Here is a 12,712-nt window from a genome sequence, read left to right as displayed (position 1 = left end):
GTGAACGGCGTTGATGTGCACCGAACTGCCTCGATGCTGGCAGTTGTTGCGTATCGATGTCAAGGCGCGGTATTGACATTGCGCGAACAATATCGAAATATGGCCGTACAAACTTATTTCAAGTCGAGGCGGATTCATGCTCAAGCTCAACGACGAAGAGACATTCCTGATCGAAACCGTGCGCCGGTTCGTCGACCGAGAGGTCAAGCCCACGGTCCAGGAGGTGGAGCACGCGAACGAGTATCCCGAGAAGTGGATCGATCAGATGAAGCAGATCGGGATCTACGGGCTCGCGATTCCCGAGGAGTACGGCGGATCGCCGGTGTCCATGCCCTGTTATGCGCAGGTGACGCAGGAACTGTCACGCGGATGGATGTCCCTGGCGGGGGCGATGGGCGGTCACACGGTGGTCGCGAAACTCATCTCGCTGTTCGGTACCGAAGAGCAGAAGGTGAAGTACCTGCCGCGAATGGCAACCGGCGAGATCCGGGCAACGATGGCCCTCACCGAGCCCGGCGGAGGTTCCGATCTGCAGGCCATGACAACCAACGCCAAGAGCGACGGCACAGATCTGGTCGTCAACGGAGCCAAGACATGGATCACCAATGCCCGCCGATCCGGCGTGATCGCCTTGCTGTGCAAGACCGATACAAGCGCAAGCCCTCGTCATGCGGGCATCTCGATCGTTCTCGTCGAGCACGGCGAAGGGCTGACCGTCTCCCGCGACCTCCCGAAGCTCGGATACAAGGGCGTCGAGAGTTGTGAACTGTCCTTCGACAATTACCGCATCTCCGAGTCGGCCATTCTGGGCGGTACTCCCGGAAAGGGTTTCGGGCAGATGATGAAGGGGCTCGAGACCGGCCGTATCCAGGTGGCTTGCCGCGCACTGGGCGTCGCCACGGCCGCACTCGAGGATTCACTTGCGTACGCGCAGCAGCGCGAGAGCTTCGGCCAGCCGATCTGGAAGCACCAGTCGATCGGCAATTACCTCGCCGACATGGCAACGAAGCTGACGGCCGCACGGCAGCTGACGTGGCACGCGGCGCAGATGTACGACAGTGGGGAGCGGTGCGACATGGAGGCGGGCATGGCCAAGCTGTACGCCTCCGAGGTGGCGATGGAAATCGCGTTGTCCGCCGTCCGCATCCACGGCGGTTACGGCTACTCGACGGAGTACGACGTCGAGCGGTATTTCCGTGATGCACCACTGATGATCGTCGGGGAGGGAACCAACGAAATTCAGCGCAACGTGATCGTTTCGCAGCTGGTTGCCCGCGGCGGTCTGTGACGGACCGGTGAGCAAGTAGGATCATGTCGCTATGAGCGGTAAGGAAAGAGAGACGGAGCCGGCGTACCAACGCCTCTCTCGTGAGCTTCGTCAACAGATCTCTGCCGGTACCTACCGCGACGGCATTCAACTGCCCACCGAATCCGAACTGGCGCAGCATCACGGCGTGAGTCGGCAGACGGTCCGCCGTGCCTTTCACGATCTGGTTGCCGAGGGCATCGTGTACCGAGTACCCGGGCGCGGAACGTTCGTGACCGAGAACAGCGGCCGCTATCTCCGTCATCTCGGATCCATCGAAGATCTCATGAACCTTTCGCGGGACACGACGATGGAAGTGGTGTCACCGCTGCACCGGCGCGTGGACATCGAGGCGGCCAGTCGGCTTCGGCTCGACACCGACGTCGTGTACACCGTGGTCTTCCGGCGGATACACGAGGGAGTTCCGTTCGTGCAGACGACGGCGCATCTGCCGGAGGCGATCGCGCGGCAGATCATCGACCTGCCCGCCATGGCGGCCGGTGCGGTGAGCGCCAATACGGTGATCGGCTTGCTGGAACCGCTGATCGACAGTCCGATTGTCGAAGCAGCACAATCGATCACGGTGTCCCCGGCCACGGCGGACGTTGCCAGGGACGTCGATTGCGAAATCGGCCACGCCATGTTGCGGGTGGACCGTTTGTACTCCAACGCGCAGGGCGTTGCCAACGAGTTGTCGGTGAGCTATTTCTTGCCGGAGCAGTACACGTATCGGGTCACGCTGCGCCGCGGCGCACATTGACGCTGCGCCGCGGCGCACATTAGCGCTGCACTTTTCTTTGCTGTTCAACACCTTTCAGGAGAGAACTATGCGAATTTTCAACGGAATCGACGAAGTAGAGACGGCTGTCGGTGAGCACTTGGGCTACAGCGCGTGGTTCCCGGTCACACAGGATCGGATCGACAAGTTCGCCGACGCCACCGAGGATCACCAGTGGATTCACGTGGATCCCGAGCGCGCAGCGCAGGGTCCGTACGGCGGCACCATCGCCCACGGCTATCTGACTATCTCGTTGTTGCCGGTGCTCGGCGCTCAGGTGATGCGTGTCGACGGAATCTCCATGACCGTGAACTACGGAAGCAACAAGGTGCGATTCCCCGAACCGGTCAAGGTCGGTTCTTCGGTGCGGGCAGGTGCGGAGATTCTTTCCTTCGAGCGCACCGCGAAGGGCGCGACGATAGTCGTGCGGTACACGATCGAAATCGAAGGAGCGGGTAAACCTGCGCTGGTAGCGGATACCGTGCGCCTGTTGGTCTCCTGAATCCTTTTCCATTCTTCCAGAACGAGATTCGAGGTCAGTTGTGAAACGAGCAGCATTGGTCGCGCCGGTCAGAACCGCGGTGGGCCGTTTCGGAGGGGCACTTCGTGACGTGCCTGCGGAAAGTTTGGCCGCCACTGTCGTCAAGGAGACCGTGCGTCGTAGTGGAATCGATCCGTCCCGCATCGACGACGTCGCGATGGGGCAGTCGTATGCCAATTCGGAGGCACCGTGCATCGGAAGGTGGGCGGCGCTCGAGGCCGGGTTGCCGATTTCGGTAGCCGGCTTCCAGACGGATCGCCGATGTGGAACGGGTCTGCAGGCCATCGTTACCGCGGCCATGATGGTCCAGACGGGTGCGGCCGACGTGGTTCTCGCGGGTGGCGTCGAATCGATGAGCGGGATCGAGCACTACACCACCGGAGCGCGGTGGGGCACCAGATCCGGTGGGCTGCAACTGTTCGACCGCCTCGATCGTGGCCGCGAGCGCTCGCAACCCGAGTGGCGATTCGGTCGGATCAGCGGAATGATCGAAACGGCCGAGAACGTCGCGACACGCTGCGGGATCACGCGGGAAGAGTCGGACACCTTCGCCGTCGACAGCCACCGAAAGGCAACACTGGCAAGAGAATCCGGCCGCTTCGATGCCGAAATCGTCGCCGTCGAACTGACGGATCGAAAAGGGAACGTCACACAGTTTCGTGCTGACGAGGGGATTCGTCCGGATACCTCACTCGAAACCCTGGCACGGCTGCGTGCGGTGACCGAGGGAGGCGTCGTGACCGCCGGTAACGCCAGCCAGCAGAACGACGCTGCGGCAGCGATGTTGGTTGTCGCCGAGGATCGTCTGGACGAGCTGGGGCTGGAACCCATCGGGTTCCTCGACAGTTGGGCCGCGGCCGGTTGTGAACCGGCGCTGATGGGCCTCGGGCCGGTTGCCGCCGTCTCGAAACTGTTTGCTCGCACCGGGGCACGCTTTGCCGATTTCGATCTGGTCGAGCTGAACGAGGCGTTTGCGTGCCAGGTTCTCGGCGTCGTGAAGGAATGGGGATTCGAGGACCTCGATCGCCTGAACGTCAACGGTTCCGGTATCTCGCTCGGGCACCCCGTGGGAGCGACGGGTGCGCGTATGGCAACAACCGCGCTTCACGAACTCGGCCGACGCGGCGGCGGAAAAGCGCTGTTGACCATGTGTATCGGCGGTGGCCAGGGTATGGCGACCGTGGTGGAGTCTGCCTGACGAGGTTCGCTTCTGGGTACACTTGCGGCGGGGGATCGGAAGTTCTACGGAGGCAGTCGGTTGACGAATGCAGGCGCAGCAGACACCAGTGGCGCGCTGAGCGTCGAGGATGTTCGTCGCGCCAGGGCCGCACTCGAGGGTTTGGACGTCACCAGTTGGTCCGGTCGCTTCGAGCTTCTCTCCGACACCAATCGTCTGCGTCTGTTGCTCTGCCTTCATCACGCACCGGGTATCTGCGTCACGGATTTGTCCGTGGCGCTGAGGATGAGCGGCACAGCCGTCTCACATGCGCTGCGGCTACTGCGTAGCCAGGGGTGGGTGAGCGCGACCCGCGACGGCCGATCGATGCGATACCAACTGGCGGACGACACCGTTCACCAGCTGCTGCATTCGATCGGCGCCACACATTTTCACGACGAGACACCCACCCCCGGGCACACGCACAGCTGAGCGCTACTCAAGGAGTCGCGAAGAACTTCTCGACGGCCGGCGCAGCGTTCGGGTTTCCGTTGGTGATTCCTGCGCCGACTCCGGCAACCGTGCCGATGACTCCACCGACGATGCAGCCGGCGATAAAGTTCGGGAAGATCGACAGGCAGCCGATTCCGACGCCGAGGTTAGCTCCGATCAGGGTCGATTGCAGACCACCGTTGTTCCAGCCGATATTGACCTCGTTGGCCATCGTGTCGAACGCGGCCTGCTTCGGATCGTTACCGGGGAAGAGCATCAACGCCGCCTGGCTGTTCGACTCTGCGGTCGGTGTCAGTAGGGGTTGGGACGGATCGAAGCCCGCATTCGGGGGCGCTGCGACCGCGGTGCCGGCTCCAGCGCCGACTGCGGCGACGACGAGAACGGACATGGTGAGAGTTCGGGACAGTTTCATGGGGACGGCCAATCTGTCTGTGTGGAACCAGTCGTGAATGGTGGCGGTGCAGTTCGTTAACCAGAACTCCACCGTCTGGATCGATCGTGCGGACCTCCTCGGGCACAACGGGACCCGTCGTCTCCGCGCGACGGGCCGTGTTTGGTGGCTACCCGACTCCGAGTGCCCTGAAACCGCCTAGTCTCATTCGTTTTTCGACAACCGCGCACGCAATTCTTCGACCTCGGCAGTAAGCCGATCTACCTCGGCTTGCAGGGGTTGGCGTGCCAGAGCGAGGGATTCGTCCATGCGCTCCTTGTCGAAGCGTGGCGTGATGTTTCGACTGCAGTTCCAGTCGAACGCTTCGACGTCGATGACGATGGAACGCTGGGCTTTTGCCGTCATGGTGCCGCCGGGGACTTGCAAGAGCTGTTGCAGTAGTGCAGGGTCCTCGTCCGCTTCGATCACCTGCGCGCGCCCGTAGATCTTCAATCTCGTTCGCGTCGGGTAATCGATGACGAACAGCGAGATGCGATTGTTCTCTTCCAGATTGCCGAGCGTCACGAATTGCTGATTGCCGGGGAGATCGGCGAATCCGATTCGATTCGGGCCCAACACATGCAGGAATCCGCGCGGGCCGCCGCGATGTTGGACGTACGGCCAACCGTCGGGCGTCACCGTGGACATGAAGAAGGAATCCACGGATTTCACGAATCCCTGCGCGCGGAAATCGAATTCCATCGGGCCTTCGTCGGGCTGATCGAGTTTCGAACCGTACACGGTGAAACTTCCGGTCGACCGCTGACGCTCCACCGCAGCGGGGGAGAAGGCGATGTGTGCGTATCGGGTCGACATTTTCCAACTCCTGATGCTCAGTGCCAACGGTGGTCGGCAACGGCAGTTCGCGGACCGAACTTGGGTTTGACGGCTTGCCCGCTGACCTGCAGGAGCCTCACGGCGCGGTATCGATGCGGTTGAAGGGGAGCGAGGTACTGCACCATCTCGGCGTCGTCGATCGGTTCACCCAGCAGTGACCACCCGACGACGGCAGCGAGGTGGTAGTCGCCGACCGAGAGTGCATCGGAATCGCCGAATGCACGCTGAGCCACTTCGGCGGCAGTCCAGATCCCGACGCCGGGTACCGCTCGCAACCGTTTGGTCGCCTCGGTCCTGGGGAACGTGGATGCCTGCTCGAGGCGGTCGGCGACGCGAGCGCACTGAACGATCGTCTTGGACCTCGCTGGATCGACGTTCGCGCGATGGAATTCCCATGACGGCATTCGACGCCATTGGTCCGCGGTGAGTGGAACCCGCATTCCGTCGGGCGCGGGGCCGGGTGGGCGCTCCCCGAACTTGGTCAGCAGGCGGCGCCACGCGGCGAATGCGTCGATGCCGTGGACTCGTTGCTCGAGGATCGCGGGAACGAGAGCTTCCATGACGCGGCCGGTGCGGCCGATGCGCAGATGAGGGAAGCGTCGATGAGCTTCGGCGAGCTTGGGATGTTCGGGGGCAAAATCTTCGGCTTCGTCGTCGAGACCGAGCAGCGCTTCGGCGCCGTTCAGGAATTCCGTGGCGCCGGGACCCCAGGCCTGTACCCGGACCGTATGGCGATCCGACTGGGTGATGCGGTAGGTCACAGGACCCGAAAGTTGGCGGGAAACTCGCCAGATCGCTCCGTCGGCTGACCGTCGATGTGCGGGGTCGCCGGGTCCGCGCTGATGCGGGCTGAGCGTCAGCGCGGCATCGAGCGGTCGCTGAGAAGTCACCGTGACTTCGTCGACCGGAGATAGCGGCGTCATCGAGGTCAGCGTATCGCCACCGTCCATCCTCCGTTAAGGCGTGTGTCGGTGGCGCAACGTATTGTCCGAGCCATGATCATCGTGAGCACCGACGGATCCTGTCTGCGAAACCCCGGTGGGGCTATCGGCTGGGCGTGGGTCAATCACGAGGGTCCGAGCATGTCCGGCGGAGAAGCGTCCGGCACCAACCAGATTGCAGAGTTGCGTGCTCTGTTCGAGGCCGTCGTCGCCCATCCCGGTGCTGATCCTCTACTCATCGAATCCGACTCGCAGTACGCCATCAAGTGCGCTTCCGAATGGTTGCCCAGTTGGAAGCGCAAGGGCTGGAAGACCGCGAGCGGCGGGGCGGTCAAGAACCTCGAACTGGTGCAGAGTATCGATCGAGCCATCACCGATCGAGTCGGTCCGGTGCGCTTTCGCTGGGTGCGCGGGCACGTCGGCAACCACTACAACGAAATGGCAGACAAGCTGGCCGGCGAAGCCGCACGCGCCATCGTCTCGGGGGACATCGCATCGGTCCCGCTTGCTGCCCCGGTGAAGAAGGAACCGACCGCCGTGAACTCTCCTTACAAGGAGAAGTCCACGACGGCCGAAGAACCGGCAGATCTGTTCACACTTTTCTGAGCGGTTCAGAATCCGTCGGCAACCTGAACCAGCGCCCGGCCGGTGTACTTGCCTTCGCGTACCTGATCGATCACCGAGACGACGTCGCGGACGGCAACGAGGTTCGTGATCTCCTTCAGATGACGTGGGGCCAAGTCGGAGCCCAGCCGGGTCCACAGCGCGCGACGGGGTTCGATCGGCATCAATACCGAGTCCATGCCCAGCAGTGAGACTCCGCGGAGAATGAACGGCAGCACGGTCGTAGGCAGCGCGGCGCCGCCGGTCAATCCGCTGGCAGCGACAACACCGCCGTAGTTGATCGTGCTCAGAACGTGAGCGAGGGTCTTTCCACCGACGCAGTCGACGGCCGCCGCCCACTGAGATTTTCCGAGCGGGCGAGGCTTGGCGTCGGGATCCTCGGGGAGCCGGCCGATCACCGAAGACGCACCGAGTGACGTCAGAAGGTCTGCCGCGCCGGGCTTACCGCTGGAGGCGACCACGTCGAAGCCTGCGCTTGCCAGAAGGTCGACGCTGACGGTGCCGACTCCGCCGCTCGCGCCAGTCACCAGGACGGGACCGTCGGCTGGCTTCACTCCGCTGGCCAGAATGGCTTGGACGCTCATGGCTGCGGTGAATCCTGCCGTGCCGATCGCGGCAGCGTCGGCGGTGGAAATGCCGTCGAGCTTCACGACCCACTCGGCAGGCAAACGGGCGATCTCGGCGTAGCCGCCGTTGCGGGCGGTCCCGATCTCGTAGCCATGTGCGACGACCTTGTCTCCCGGGGCGAATGCGTCGGACTCGGAGGCGATGACCTCGCCGGCGACGTCGATGCCGGGGACGATCGGGTACTCGCGAACTACCCCGCCTTTCGGCGTGACCGCGAGCGCGTCCTTGTAGTTGACGCTCGAATACTCGACGCGAATGGTGACCTCACCTGCCGGGAGGAAGGATTCGTCGACGGTTTCGGGGGCGAAGTCGATGGTGCCGTCGCTGTCGCGGGCGACCCAGGCGTTGAAAGTAGTCATGGGTCGAACATAAAGGCCTTCGGCCCTGTGCGCCTTTTTGGTAGTGCGAACTACCGGAAAGGCGCACAGGGGCGGAGCCCCTAGATCAAGCTGCCCTCATGCACCGCTCGATCGAACGCCGGTAGCGGGCCACCGGCGCGCAGGGTAGTTGCCAATGCAGGATCGGCGAGATGGAGACGGCCGATCGCGATCAGATCGAACTCTCCGCTGCCGATGCGCTCCTCGAGCTGTGGGATGTTGTCGACTACAGGTGCGACGCCTTCGATGCGGCTGTCCCGCAGCGACTTTCCGATACCGACGCTGCCGACGGCCATCGTGACGGCGCCGGTCAGCTTCTTCGCCCAACCCGCCAACGAGAGATCGCTGCCTTCGAAGGCCGGCACGTCGAAACGCCTGATGCTGGCGTCGAGAACGTCGACTCCGGCGTCGACCAGCGCGCCCAGGATGACGCCCAACTCTTCGGGGGTTTCGGCGATCTTCGCGGTGAAATCTTGCTGCTTGTGCTGTGAGAAACGGTAGATGATCGGCAGATCCGGTCCGATGGCCGCGCGGATCGCGGCGACGACGGCGGCCGGGAACCTGGTACGACGCTCCAGGTCGCCTCCCCACGCGTCGTCGCGCTGGTTGGTGCCCTCCCAGAAGAAGGAATCGAGGAGGTAGCCGTGACCGCCGTGGATCGCGATGCCGTCGAAGCCGAGTTCGACGGCGTGCTTCGCGCTGCGGACGTACGCGTCGATGACGTCCTGGATGTCCTGCTCGGTCATCGCTTCGGTGCTCGCCTGTGCGCGTTCGACGTAGGCAGCGGAGTACGAGGTGACGCCGAGCGGGCCCCATTCGCCTGAGGGGCGCATCGGCTTGAGTGAGGGGTCCATCTGCGTCATCGCGCCCCACAGAGGTCCGACGTGCCAGAGTTGAGGCACGATCTTGCCGCCCGCAGCGTGCACGTCGTCGACTACCTTCCGCCATCCGGCCTGAGCAGCGGGAGTGTGGAGGTTGGGGACGTTGGCGTGGTCGACAGCAGTCTCGTGATCGATCGCGACGCCTTCGGTGACGATCAGTCCGGTGCCGCCCTCAGCTCGTCGGCGGTAGTAGTCGGCAACGTCGCGGCCGGGCACACCTTCGATGGAGTACGTGCGCGTCATCGGCGACATGACTATGCGGTTGGACAGTTCGAGCGAACGGATGCGGAGCGGTTGGAACAGCGGGTTGGTCACTTCGTCACAGCGCTTTCATGAATCGGAAGAATCCGGGGTCCTGGTCGACACGGAGCCGGGTGAGGGTTCGGTAGCTGATCAGCCACTTGCCGTCTTCTTTGCGGTATTTCTCGTGGTAGTGGCCGTAGCCGTGTAGGTGCAGTTCTTTCTCGCCGTCGTTCCACCACAGCATGTCCTCCATCGCCCAGATGCCGGTTGCGGTGGTGGGCGAGGTCAGCACGATTTCGGGAGTGTGTGCGTGGTGCGCCGTGGTGAGGGGGATGTCGCCGTCGAGCATGTTCCGAATTGCCGCGGTGAGTTTGTCGATGCCCACTACCTGGTTCGAGGTGTCGCCGGTCTTGGGTTGCTTGTCTGTCGGGAGTCCGCCCCACGTCTCGCTGACGACGTCTGCGGTGTGCAGGGTTGGGTAGACGTGCCACTGCTTGGTGTCCATGCAGCGTAGGCGCGCGGCGAACACACGCTTGATTTCCTCGATTGCGAGCAGTTCCTCGACGGCACTGATCGACCCCACTTCGGACTCGGCCTGAGACATTCAACCTCCAACGGTGATCGGCAAGATGGGTTCACATTCGGGTGCTCCGGGCGGGCCGTCAACGACCTGTCCCGGTGAGCGCGACGGCACTCGGTATGGTCGAGCGAACGAAAGGGGTGTCAGACGTGTGTACCGAAGAGGTCCCATCGACCGGACCGGAGGAGATCGCCGAGGTTCGGGCTTTTTGGCGCGAGTTGGGTGTTCCTGGCGTGATCGACGTCCATACCCATTTCATGCCGAAGAGCGTCATGGACAAGGTGTGGGGCTACTTCGATTCGGCGGGACCGATGATCGGTCGACCTTGGCCGATCGCGTACCGACTTGCCGAGGAGGAGCGGGTACACCGTCTCCGCGAGTTCGGTGTCCGGGCTTTCACGTCGATGATCTACCCGCACAAGCACGCGATGGCCGAGTGGCTCAATCAGTGGGCCGTCGAATTTGCCGCGCAAACGCCCGATTGCCTGCACACGGCCACGTTCTATCCCGAGGAGTCGGCGGCGTCGTACGTCGGCAAGGCATTGGAGTCGGGCGCGCGAATCTTCAAGTCCCACATCCAGGTCGGAAACTACGATCCGAACGACCCTCTGCTCGACAAGGTCTGGGGGCAACTCGAGGACTCCGAGACGCCCATCGTGATCCACTGTGGTTCGGGACCGGCGCCGGGGGAGTACACGGGACCTGATCGCATTGCTTCGCTGCTCGCACGGTACCCGCGCCTGTCGTTGATCGTCGCCCACATGGGGATGCCCGAGTACAGCGAATTCCTCGATCTGGCAGAGGCTTACGGCAATGTCCGCCTGGATACGACCATGGCGTTCACCGACTTCACGGAAGAGCAGTGTGCCTTCCCGAAGGTAGACGTATCACGGCTCGTCGACATGCAGGACCGGATTCTGTTCGGTAGCGACTTCCCGAACATTCCGTACCCGTATCTCACAGCCTTGCAAGCGGTTACGCGCTTCGATCTCGGAGACGAATGGCTGCGAGCCGTCGTGCACGACAACGCCGCCAAGCTCTTCTCGGTGTGCTGAGCTCACCGAGAAGAACTTCGACTCAGCGCAGTTTGATGCTGCCGCCGTCGGCCATCAACGTCTGACCCGTCATGTACTTGGAATCGTCGCTCGCCAGGAACACCACGACGGGAGCGATGTCGGTTTCGGGATCACCGATGCGTCCGAGAGGCACCTTGGCAACCGATGCGGCTGCGCGCTCAGGGAAGGCTTCCTGCCACTTGACGACGCCTTCGGTGGCGGCGAACGGGCAGACCACGTTGACCCGAATGCCTTCCGGCGCCCACTCGTTGGCGACGACGCGCGTCAGGCCTCGCACAGCTTCCTTGGCCGCAGCGTAGGACGTCTGGGTCGGCATTCCGTCCAAACCTGAACCCGACGCGAAGTTGACGACGGAACCCTTGGTCTTCGCGAGTTCGTCGTGGCACGCCTGCATGAGGTGGACAACGGGGTAGAAACCGGTGTTGAAGGACAGGTCGAACATGTCCTGCGTGGTTTCGAGCAACGGAGCCTGACGGGACGCGTGAGCGTTGTTCACCAGGATGTCGAGCTTGCCGAAAGCCTCGAGCGCGGCGTCACGGATCTGCTCGGCCGAACCGGCGGCAGCAAGGTCGACGTTCAGGAACTTGCCGGAGCCGGCCAGTTCTTGTTCGAGGGCCTGGCCCTGCTCCTCGTTGATGTCGACGAACAGGACCTTCGCGCCTTCACGGGCGAAGACTCGGGTGACAGCGCGACCGATTCCACCGGCGCCGCCGGTGACGATCGCTACCTTGCCGTTCAACCTCATGAAACGCTCCTCTTCGTAAGTGCTGCTCAAACTGTTGCGGTCTCGTCGACTGCAAGTGCGATCTTTTCGAGGCCGGCGATGCTGTAGGCGGCGTAGGTCTCGTACGGCCCACGGCCGGAGAAGTAAGACGAGAGCTGGCCACCGAGTTCTTCGACGGTGAACGCGGATCCGGCTGCGTCGAAACGGTTCTCGACCTTGGGTGCTTCCATCAACGCCACCATCTTGCCGTAGACGACGAAGACCTGTCCGTTGATCTCGTCGGAATCGGGGGATGCGAGGTAGCTGACCAGGGTCGCGACGCGCTCGGGTGCAAGCGGATCGAGGCCGACGACGCCGGTGTTGTTCTCGCCGAAGGCTTCTGCCGTCATGGCGGTGCGGGCACGGGGGCAGATCGCGTTGGTGCGGACGCCGTAGCGGGAGAGACCTGCTGCGCTCGAGAGCGTCAGAGCGGTGATGCCGGCCTTGGCTGCCGAGTAGTTGGGCTGTCCGGCGCTGCCGAAGAGGAAGGCCTCGGAAGAGGTGTTGATGATGCGGCCGTAGACCGGTGCGTCGGCTGCCTTGCTGGCTGCGCGCCAGTGGACTGCGGCTGCGTGCGAGGTGGCGGCGTGGCCCTTGAGGTGCACGCGGATGACGTCGTCCCAATCGGATTCGGTCAGGTTGAAGATCATCTTGTCGCGCAGGATGCCTGCATTGTTGACGAGGATGTCGAATGATCCGAAGTTCTTGACGGCCTCTTCGATGATGCGCCCGCCGAGTGACCAGTCGGAGACGTCGCCGGTGATGGCGAGTGCCTGTCCACCTGCGGCCTTGATCTCGTCGACCACGTCGTTGGCCGCTGTACCCATGTCGTTGACGATGACGGCTGCACCGGCAGCCGCGAGTCCGAGTGCTTCGGCGCGACCCAGGCCGGCGCCGGCGCCGGTGACGGCGGCAACTTTGCCTTCCAAGCTCAGTGATTGCGTCATGTCGTGCTCCTTCGATCCGGTCTGGCGGGTAGGTATAGCAAAATTAGTATTCATTCTAATTTGAAGTCGAGAGTTCGGTAGTCGTTCCGAAA

Annotated in this window: 15 protein-coding genes; 7 read left to right on the top strand and 8 right to left on the bottom strand. The window is 63.0% G+C overall.

Annotated features, from left to right (window positions below; all coding sequences use genetic code 11):
- The first annotated feature begins 136 nt into the window (after positions 1 to 136).
- The 5 genes from M0639_RS25140 to M0639_RS25120 all read left to right on the top strand — a co-directional run bounded on the left by M0639_RS25140 (position 137) and on the right by M0639_RS25120 (position 4,273).
- Complete coding sequence (locus M0639_RS25140; RefSeq protein WP_064074257.1) at positions 137 to 1,288, top strand: acyl-CoA dehydrogenase family protein; 1,152 nt, start codon at positions 137 to 139, stop codon at positions 1,286 to 1,288.
- Positions 1,289 to 1,319: 31 nt separating this feature from the next.
- Positions 1,320 to 2,066: a GntR family transcriptional regulator gene (locus M0639_RS25135; RefSeq protein WP_042448526.1), complete on the top strand. Its 747-nt coding sequence runs from the start codon at positions 1,320 to 1,322 to the stop codon at positions 2,064 to 2,066.
- 67 nt (positions 2,067 to 2,133) lie between these two features.
- Positions 2,134 to 2,586, top strand: coding sequence for a MaoC family dehydratase (locus tag M0639_RS25130; RefSeq protein ID WP_064074258.1), 453 nt, complete (start codon positions 2,134 to 2,136; stop codon positions 2,584 to 2,586).
- A gap of 40 nt (positions 2,587 to 2,626) precedes the next feature.
- Positions 2,627 to 3,823 (top strand): acetyl-CoA C-acetyltransferase, encoded by a 1,197-nt coding sequence (locus M0639_RS25125; protein WP_064074259.1) that lies wholly within the window; start codon positions 2,627 to 2,629, stop codon positions 3,821 to 3,823.
- A 60-nt stretch (positions 3,824 to 3,883) separates the two neighbouring features.
- Positions 3,884 to 4,273, top strand: a complete 390-nt coding sequence (locus M0639_RS25120) for a metalloregulator ArsR/SmtB family transcription factor (protein ID WP_064074260.1) — start codon at positions 3,884 to 3,886, stop codon at positions 4,271 to 4,273.
- 7 nt (positions 4,274 to 4,280) lie between these two features.
- Here M0639_RS25120 and M0639_RS25115 read toward each other — a convergent pair whose 3' ends face one another.
- The 3 genes from M0639_RS25115 to M0639_RS25105 all read right to left on the bottom strand — a co-directional run bounded on the left by M0639_RS25115 (position 4,281) and on the right by M0639_RS25105 (position 6,511).
- On the bottom strand, positions 4,281 to 4,778 hold the full coding sequence (locus M0639_RS25115) for a hypothetical protein (RefSeq protein WP_003940625.1): 498 nt from the start codon (positions 4,776 to 4,778) through the stop codon (positions 4,281 to 4,283).
- Positions 4,779 to 4,889: 111 nt separating this feature from the next.
- On the bottom strand, positions 4,890 to 5,540 hold the full coding sequence (locus M0639_RS25110; RefSeq protein WP_003940212.1) for a pyridoxamine 5'-phosphate oxidase family protein: 651 nt from the start codon (positions 5,538 to 5,540) through the stop codon (positions 4,890 to 4,892).
- Positions 5,541 to 5,557: 17 nt separating this feature from the next.
- Positions 5,558 to 6,511, bottom strand: a complete 954-nt coding sequence (locus M0639_RS25105) for a DNA-3-methyladenine glycosylase family protein (protein WP_042923994.1) — start codon at positions 6,509 to 6,511, stop codon at positions 5,558 to 5,560.
- Between the two features lie 45 nt (positions 6,512 to 6,556).
- Between M0639_RS25105 and M0639_RS25100 the strand changes: the two genes are divergently transcribed.
- Positions 6,557 to 7,108, top strand: coding sequence for a ribonuclease H family protein (locus tag M0639_RS25100; protein ID WP_007729467.1), 552 nt, complete (start codon positions 6,557 to 6,559; stop codon positions 7,106 to 7,108).
- Positions 7,109 to 7,113: 5 nt separating this feature from the next.
- On the opposite strand, the gene M0639_RS25095 is transcribed toward M0639_RS25100, so the two are convergent.
- From M0639_RS25095 to M0639_RS25085, 3 genes are all read right to left on the bottom strand, one after another.
- Positions 7,114 to 8,112: an MDR family oxidoreductase gene (locus M0639_RS25095; RefSeq protein ID WP_064074261.1), complete on the bottom strand. Its 999-nt coding sequence runs from the start codon at positions 8,110 to 8,112 to the stop codon at positions 7,114 to 7,116.
- A gap of 80 nt (positions 8,113 to 8,192) precedes the next feature.
- Positions 8,193 to 9,326, bottom strand: coding sequence for an oxidoreductase (locus tag M0639_RS25090; protein ID WP_003940612.1), 1,134 nt, complete (start codon positions 9,324 to 9,326; stop codon positions 8,193 to 8,195).
- Positions 9,327 to 9,330: 4 nt separating this feature from the next.
- On the bottom strand, positions 9,331 to 9,858 hold the full coding sequence (locus tag M0639_RS25085; RefSeq protein WP_003939692.1) for a nuclear transport factor 2 family protein: 528 nt from the start codon (positions 9,856 to 9,858) through the stop codon (positions 9,331 to 9,333).
- A gap of 125 nt (positions 9,859 to 9,983) precedes the next feature.
- Here M0639_RS25085 and M0639_RS25080 point away from each other — a divergent pair, with 125 nt between their 5' ends.
- Positions 9,984 to 10,889, top strand: coding sequence for an amidohydrolase family protein (locus M0639_RS25080; protein ID WP_197486159.1), 906 nt, complete (start codon positions 9,984 to 9,986; stop codon positions 10,887 to 10,889).
- Positions 10,890 to 10,911: 22 nt separating this feature from the next.
- Here the strand turns inward: M0639_RS25080 and M0639_RS25075 are convergent, their stop codons facing one another.
- Positions 10,912 to 11,655 carry an SDR family NAD(P)-dependent oxidoreductase gene (locus tag M0639_RS25075; protein WP_064074321.1) on the bottom strand — a complete coding sequence of 248 codons (744 nt, stop codon included), beginning with the start codon at positions 11,653 to 11,655 and terminating at the stop codon, positions 10,912 to 10,914.
- A gap of 26 nt (positions 11,656 to 11,681) precedes the next feature.
- Positions 11,682 to 12,620 (bottom strand): 3-oxoacyl-ACP reductase, encoded by a 939-nt coding sequence (locus M0639_RS25070; RefSeq protein WP_064074262.1) that lies wholly within the window; start codon positions 12,618 to 12,620, stop codon positions 11,682 to 11,684.
- Positions 12,621 to 12,712: the final 92 nt, after the last annotated feature.

This window comes from Rhodococcus qingshengii JCM 15477 (genome assembly GCF_023221595.1).
GTDB classification, from domain to species: Bacteria; Actinomycetota; Actinomycetes; order Mycobacteriales; family Mycobacteriaceae; genus Rhodococcus_F; species Rhodococcus_F qingshengii.
This window is presented reverse-complemented; position numbering and strand designations above follow the sequence as displayed.

Bases quoted from the DNA above. Each gene is read 5' to 3' on its own strand.
- M0639_RS25140 (WP_064074257.1), top strand. From the start codon at position 137: ATGCTCAAGCTCAACGACGAAGAGACATTCCTGATCGAAACCGTGCGC.
- M0639_RS25135 (WP_042448526.1), top strand. From the start codon at position 1,320: ATGAGCGGTAAGGAAAGAGAGACGGAGCCGGCGTACCAACGCCTCTCT.
- M0639_RS25130 (WP_064074258.1), top strand. From the start codon at position 2,134: ATGCGAATTTTCAACGGAATCGACGAAGTAGAGACGGCTGTCGGTGAG.
- M0639_RS25110 (WP_003940212.1), bottom strand. From the start codon at position 5,540: ATGTCGACCCGATACGCACACATCGCCTTCTCCCCCGCTGCGGTGGAG.
- M0639_RS25105 (WP_042923994.1), bottom strand. From the start codon at position 6,511: ATGGACGGTGGCGATACGCTGACCTCGATGACGCCGCTATCTCCGGTC.
- M0639_RS25100 (WP_007729467.1), top strand. From the start codon at position 6,557: ATGATCATCGTGAGCACCGACGGATCCTGTCTGCGAAACCCCGGTGGG.
- M0639_RS25095 (WP_064074261.1), bottom strand. From the start codon at position 8,112: ATGACTACTTTCAACGCCTGGGTCGCCCGCGACAGCGACGGCACCATC.
- M0639_RS25085 (WP_003939692.1), bottom strand. From the start codon at position 9,858: ATGTCTCAGGCCGAGTCCGAAGTGGGGTCGATCAGTGCCGTCGAGGAA.
- M0639_RS25075 (WP_064074321.1), bottom strand. From the start codon at position 11,655: ATGAGGTTGAACGGCAAGGTAGCGATCGTCACCGGCGGCGCCGGTGGA.
- M0639_RS25070 (WP_064074262.1), bottom strand. From the start codon at position 12,620: ATGACGCAATCACTGAGCTTGGAAGGCAAAGTTGCCGCCGTCACCGGC.